At 67.1% G+C, this 6135-nt stretch carries 4 protein-coding genes and 1 rRNA gene; 3 read left to right on the top strand and 2 right to left on the bottom strand.

From position 1 onward, the window contains the following. Positions 1 to 261 precede the first annotated feature (261 nt). Positions 262 to 378, top strand: a 5S ribosomal RNA gene (gene rrf / locus ABIB29_RS10325). A gap of 677 nt (positions 379 to 1055) precedes the next feature. After that, on the top strand, positions 1056 to 1556 hold the full coding sequence (locus ABIB29_RS10320) for an SRPBCC domain-containing protein (RefSeq protein ID WP_354172441.1): 501 nt from the start codon (positions 1056 to 1058) through the stop codon (positions 1554 to 1556). Positions 1557 to 1592: 36 nt separating this feature from the next. Here ABIB29_RS10320 and ABIB29_RS10315 read toward each other — a convergent pair whose 3' ends face one another. Further along, positions 1593 to 2624 carry a LacI family DNA-binding transcriptional regulator gene (locus ABIB29_RS10315; protein ID WP_354172439.1) on the bottom strand — a complete coding sequence of 344 codons (1032 nt, stop codon included), beginning with the start codon at positions 2622 to 2624 and terminating at the stop codon, positions 1593 to 1595. A gap of 2 nt (positions 2625 to 2626) precedes the next feature. Continuing rightward, positions 2627 to 4408 (bottom strand): glycoside hydrolase family 13 protein, encoded by a 1782-nt coding sequence (locus ABIB29_RS10310; protein ID WP_354172437.1) that lies wholly within the window; start codon positions 4406 to 4408, stop codon positions 2627 to 2629. Between the two features lie 337 nt (positions 4409 to 4745). Between ABIB29_RS10310 and ABIB29_RS10305 the strand changes: the two genes are divergently transcribed. Next, positions 4746 to 6044: a sugar ABC transporter substrate-binding protein gene (locus ABIB29_RS10305; RefSeq protein WP_354172464.1), complete on the top strand. Its 1299-nt coding sequence runs from the start codon at positions 4746 to 4748 to the stop codon at positions 6042 to 6044. The last annotated feature ends 91 nt before the right edge of the window (positions 6045 to 6135 follow it).

Genomic DNA, 6135 nt, shown 5'->3' with positions numbered 1-6135 from the left:
AGGACTAACGACTCGTGAAGCTGACCGGTACTAATAGGCCGATAACTTACACCACACACCCTCTTCCGTGAACGGATTCAAAAGACGTTCACACCAGGGAGAGAGTACAAAGAAAACAAGACTGCTTGCGTCCACTATGTGGTTCCCAAACAACAAACCCGTTGCTTGAGGAACAAAACCACAACCAAATAAACAACACCACAGTTGTAACACCAGATTTCCCACCCCCGGGCCACAACCCAGGGGGACGGGAGCAAGGGTTACGGCGGTCATAGCGTGGGGGAAACGCCCGGTCCCATTCCGAACCCGGAAGCTAAGACCCACAGCGCCGATGGTACTGCACCCGGGAGGGTGTGGGAGAGTAGGTCACCGCCGGAACATCATTAAACGGTCGAGAGCCCCAACCACACGGTCGGGGCTCTCCCGCATTTAAAACCCTCCCTCAGATCCGGTCCCCACACCCCGGACCCTCCCTCAGATCCGGTCCCCACACCCCGGACCCTCCCTCACGTCCGGTCCCACCACCCCGGACCGTCCCTCACCGCCGCTTAGCCCGCCCCGGAACTGTGCGGCCGGGTGAGGGCTCTGTAACGGCGGGATGCCGCCGTCGTCCGCCCCGCCAGAAGGCCCGGCATCATAGCCCGGATCCCGGCCGGATCTGCGGGAGCATCTGGGCGGACCCTGCCGCAACTGAGGGAGCATCAGGGCGGACCCTGCCACAAGTGAGGGAGGGTGTGGGAGAGTAGGTCACCGCCGGAACATCATTAAACGGTCGAGAGCCCCAACCACACGGTCGGGGCTCTCCCGCATTTAACCCCCTCCCTCAGATCAGGTCCCCACACCCCGGACCCTCCCTCAGATCCGGTCCCCACACCCCGGACCCTCCCTCACGTCCGGCCAGAGGAGCCGGGGGGCCCCGGCGCGGTGGGTGCCGCGGTCGGCCGACTTCAGTGGGCCGGGAGCGTCACGGCGGAGCCCGCAGGATCTGAGGGAGCATCAGTCAGGGCCCTGCCCCAACTGAGGGAGCGTCCGGGCCGCGGGTAGAGTTGATGCCCATGGATAACCTCTTCAGCCACGCAGCCTCTGACGCCGCCGAGTCACCGGAGCCGGCAGCGGCAGACGGCCTGGATCCCGTCGTCTGCACCGTTATTGTTCCGGGGGCGGTCGCACGCGCCTTTGTTGGATTCACCGAACACACGCACCTCTGGTGGCCGCTCGGGGAGCACAGCGTTTTCGGCGCCGGCTCCTATGTGGAATTCGAAGAGAACCTGGTCCTGGAGAGCGCGGACGACGGCAGGACCGCCATCTGGGGGTCCATCGATGACTGGCAGCCCCCGCTGTCCTTCCATGCCAGCTGGCACCCCGGTTCCTCCGCCGTGTGGTCCACGGAGCTGCGCGTGGCGTTCCGGGCCGTGGAGGAGGGGACAGAGCTCCGCCTCGTGCACAGCGGGTGGGAAGGCGCCGAGGACCCCGCCGCAACACGGGCGGAGTACGCCGCCGGTTGGGGCGGCGTGCTGGACCGCTTTGTGCGCTTTATGGGTGGTGCCGGCGCCTAAGCCGGCCAGGACTGCGGGGCGGCGCGCATCCGGCGCTCAGTGCAGCGGCACCGTGTCGACGGGCGGAACGGCCGTGCTGGAGCGGATCACGAAGCGCGTCGGATATTCGGTGTCGGCCGCGTCGGCGTCGCCGGCGCCGTCGAGCCCGGCCAGCAGCCGGCGGACAGCCAGCGCCCCCTGGCCCCGGGCATCCTGGTCGATCGTCGTGAGTCCGAAGACCCCACCGAGTTCATGGCCGTCAATGCCGATCACGGACAGGTCGTCCGGTACCCGCAGCCCGAAGTCGCGGGCGGCGAGGATGGTCCCGATCGCCATTTCATCAGACGCGGCGAAGACGGCCGTGGGCCGCTCCACGGAGCCGCCGAGCAGTTGCCGTGCGCTGGCGTAGGCGCCCTGGATGGTGAAGTCGGCGGAGACCTGCCACTCGGGGCGAGTCGCCAGCCCGGCGTCCTTCATGGCCTTCTTGAAACCGGCCTGGCGGGTGCCCGGCAGGCGGAAGTCCTGCTCGTAGGCGGCGTCGCCGGTCATGTGGGCGATTTTGCTGTGGCCGAGCTGGATCAGGTGGCGGGCCGCGGCCTGGGCGATGCCCGAATCATCGATGCGGATGGTCGAGGCGCCGGGCAGCGGGCCGCCGATCCCGACAATGGGCCGGTGGATCGCGAGCAGCTGCTGGATCTCGGCTTCGCTGAGCTCCAGCGACACTGCAATCACCGCATCCACACGCTTGCGCAGCAGGAAGTCGTTCAGCACGCTGTGCCGGCGTTCCTGCCCTTCGCTGACGTTGTAGAGCGTAAGGTCGTAGCCGGCGTCCAGCAGGGTCGCCGAGACACCCTCCACCACCGAGGAAAAGAACCATCGGTGCACGGACGGAACCACAACACCCACATTGTGGTTCCGCCCGGAGGCCAGACTGGACGCGTGGTAGGAGAGGACGAAGCCGAGTTCGGCAGCGGCAGTCTGGGCGCGTTCACGGCTGCGGGCCGAGACATGTCCCTTGCCGCTCAGGGCTCGCGAAACGGTGGCTATGGAGAGGCCAGCGCGCTCAGCGACGTCCTTGATGCCGGGCATTCTTAGCTCTCCGCGTCCTCGATGTAGATTTCCAGCCAAACAGTTTCCCCTGAGCCTAACCGATGCCCGGAGCCGGCCGGTTCGGATGACTCGAAACCGTTCCCGGCAGTATCCGGGGAGCTGCGCAGCAGCACCCGTCCGGCGGGGAGTTCGACAGGATCCTGCCCCGCGTTGAGCAGGATCAGAGTAGTCCCGTTCACGTACGCCAGGCAGCTGTCCGTGCACCATTGCTCGGCCCAGGCGAGGGACCCCTGGCCCAGTCCCAGCTCGCGCCGGGCGGCCAGCATGCGCCGGTAGAGGTTGAGGTGCGACGACGGCGAGGCGGCCTGGGCGTCACGCGCCAGTTCCGTGAAGCTTTCCGGCTGGGGGAGCCAAGGGGCCGCCCCGTTGCCGAATCCGGCATGGAGTTCGGCGGCGCGCCACGGCAGCGGCACGCGGCAGCCGTCGCGGCCCAGGCGTTCGCCTCCGGTGCGGCCGAAGGTGGGGTCCTGCCGCTGGCTGTCCGGAATGTCGATCCCGTCGGGCAGGCCGAGTTCTTCGCCCTGGTAAAGGTAGGCGCCGCCGGGCAGTCCGAGCATGAACATGGACGCGGCCGCGGCCCGGGAGCGGCCGAGGGGCTCGTTCGGCTGGGGATCGAAGGTGCCGATCCCGTCGCCGTCGCGCGGCGCATGGCCGTCGTAGCCGAACCGGGTGGCGTGCCGGACCACGTCGTGGTTGGAGAGTACCCAGGTGCTGGGAGCCCCGACGGAGTCGAGCGCCGTCAGGGATTCGGTGATGACACCGCGCATGCGGTGGACGTCCAGGCCGGCGTGGAGGTACGGGAAGTTGAAGGCCTGGTGCATCTCGTCCGGCCGGACCCAGTCGGCCAGGCGGGGGAGCGGATCCACGTTCGCTTCGGCGCACAGGATGCGGTCCGGGCCGTATTCGGCGAGGATCCGCCGCCATTTGCGGTAGATGTCGTGCAGCGCGGGCTGGCCGAACATGGGAGCGTCATGGCCGGGGTAGCCGTCGCAGCTGTTGCCGTCGGCCCGGCCGCCCCATTCCGGCAGCCCCGGGGCCTTGACCAGGGCATGAGCCACGTCCACCCGGAAGCCTGAGACACCGCGGTCCAGCCAGAAGCGCAGCACCTGCTCGAATTCTTCGTGCACGGCGTCGTTGTCCCAATTGAAATCCGGCTGGGAGGTGTCAAAGAGGTGCAGGTACCACTGGCCCGGGGTGCCGTCCGGTTCGGCGATCCGGGTCCAGGCCGGGCCGCCGAAGTGGGACTCCCAGTTGTTGGGCGGCTCCTCGCCGTAGGGGCCGCGGCCGTCGCGGAAGATGAACATGTCCCGTTCCGGGCTGCCGGCGGGCGCGGCCAACGCTGCCCGGAAAGCGGCATGCTGGTCCGAGCAGTGGTTGGGGACGAGGTCCACGATCATCCGCAGGCGCAGCCGCGTGGCCTCGGCCATCATGGCGTCAAAGTCCGCCAGCGTGCCGAACAGCGGGTCCACATCGCAGTAGTCGCTGACGTCGTAGCCGGCGTCGCGCTGCGGGGAGCGGTAGAACGGGGAGAGCCAGACGGCGTCGATGTCCAGTTCAGCCAGCTTCGGCAGCTCGGCGGTGATTCCGGCGAGGTCACCGACGCCGTCCCCGTTCAGGTCCCTGAATGAGCGCGGGTACACCTGGTAGATGACGGCCGAGCGCCACCATCCGGGGAGATGATCTGCGGGGTGCACCGGCGTCAGTGGGCCGGTCAGGGCCCCGGCAGGCTGGGCGGGGGCGGCGATTGCTGAGTCAACGGACATGCGGGTAATCGTAAGGCCGAACCCAGCAAATTGAAAACGCTTCCAGAAGAAATCCTGATGCACCCTTACTGCTGGCGAGTGGATTCTATCCTCCCGTACGCCGCGCCAGTGCCCTGAAGTGCGGCTACTTCGCCCACCCTCAATTTCTGCCTCCAATTAGACCGTGGCTGTTACCCGCCAGTAGTGTGACTTTTCAAAGTCATCATCACCGTGTACTTTTGGAAGCGCTTGCAGCTGTGAGCCACATCACCGACGATGCCACCGGGCCCCGGATTCTTCACCAGAACCTCACGACAGGGCCCACAGCGTGGATGCAGGATTCATGAAAGGGACACCAATGAAGGTGCACAACACCCTCACAACCGGGACCAGCCGGCGTGTATTCACGGCCGGGGCGCTCTCCGTAGCTGCCGCGCTGGCACTGAGCGCCTGCGGCGGCGCGACCGCCACGGCGCCCGCAACCGCCACGGCCAAGCCGGACCTCAAGTCGGCCGGCGCCGGCACCATCACCATGTGGGTCGATGCCGAGCGCTCACCCGCGCTGAAGGACATCACCGCCAAGTTCCAGGCTGACACGGGCATTGAAGTGAAGCTCGTGGTCAAGGACTTCGCAGCGGTCCGCGACGACTTCATCACCCAGGTCCCCACGGGCAAGGGCCCGGACCTGATCGTCGGCCCGCACGACTGGGTCGGCAAGTTCGTCCAGAACGGTGTCATTGCCCCGGTCGAGCTGGGCGACAAGAAATCCGGCTTCCAGGATTCGTCCGTCAAGGCCATGACCTACAACGGTTCGGTCTACGGCGTCCCGTACGCGATCGAAAACATCGCACTGCTGCGCAACACCGACATGGTGCCGGCGGCAGCCAAGACTTTCGACGAGGTCATCGCCAACGGCAAGAAGGCCGTCGCCGACGGCAAGGCACAGTTCCCGTTCCTGGTCGGCATGGACCCGAAGCAGGGCGACCCTTACCACCTCTACCCGCTGCAGGCCTCCATGGGTTCCCAGGTCTTCGGCCTGACCGCCGACGGCGGCTACGACCCCAAGCAGCTCCTGATCGGCGACGCCGCCGGTGTGGAGTTCGCCAAGAAGCTGCTCGCCTGGGGCGACGCCGGCGAGAAGATCATCAACTCCAATATCACCGGTGACATCGCCAAGGAGAAGTTCCTGGCCGGGGAGTCCCCGTACTTCCTGACGGGCCCGTGGAACGTGCCGGATGTGCAGAAGAAGGGCATCACGTTTGCTGTGGACGCGCTCCCGACCGCCGGTGACAAGCCTGCCCAGCCGTTCGTCGGCGTCAACGGCTTCTTCATCAGCGCCAAGAGCGCCAACGCCCTGGCCACTAACGAGTTTGTGACCAACTACCTCACCTCCGAGGACGCCCAGGACTCGATGTACAAGGCCGGAGGCCGCCCGCCGGCCCTGAAGTCATCCTTCGAGAAAGCCGCCAGCGATCCCGTCGTGGCAGCCTTCGGCAAGATCGGCGCCACCGGCGTCCCGATGCCGGCCATCCCGGAAATGAGCGCCGTCTGGGCTGACTGGGGAGCCACCGAACTGGCCCTCATCCAGGGCCAGGGCGATCCCGCCGCTGACTGGGCCAAGATGGCCGCGAGCATCAAGGCCAAAATCGGGGGTTAGTCCCCGCGCCGGTCCGTGACGAACCGATCCTTCGAAAGGCGTCACGGCCCGGCACGCACCGGGCCGGGCGGCAGCCATGCCGCCTGGCCCG

The sequence above is a fragment of the Arthrobacter sp. UYEF36 genome (assembly GCF_040547025.1).
Taxonomy (GTDB): domain Bacteria; phylum Actinomycetota; class Actinomycetes; order Actinomycetales; family Micrococcaceae; genus Arthrobacter.
The sequence above is the reverse complement of the archived record's forward strand: the minus strand, read 5'-3'. Positions and strand labels throughout refer to the sequence as shown.

Excerpts from the sequence above, each read along its gene's own strand:
- ABIB29_RS10320 (WP_354172441.1), top strand. The coding sequence starts at position 1,056 with ATGGATAACCTCTTCAGCCACGCAGCCTCTGACGCCGCCGAGTCACCG.
- ABIB29_RS10315 (WP_354172439.1), bottom strand. The coding sequence starts at position 2,624 with ATGCCCGGCATCAAGGACGTCGCTGAGCGCGCTGGCCTCTCCATAGCC.
- ABIB29_RS10305 (WP_354172464.1), top strand. The coding sequence starts at position 4,746 with ATGAAGGTGCACAACACCCTCACAACCGGGACCAGCCGGCGTGTATTC.
- ABIB29_RS10310 (WP_354172437.1), bottom strand. The coding sequence starts at position 4,408 with ATGTCCGTTGACTCAGCAATCGCCGCCCCCGCCCAGCCTGCCGGGGCC.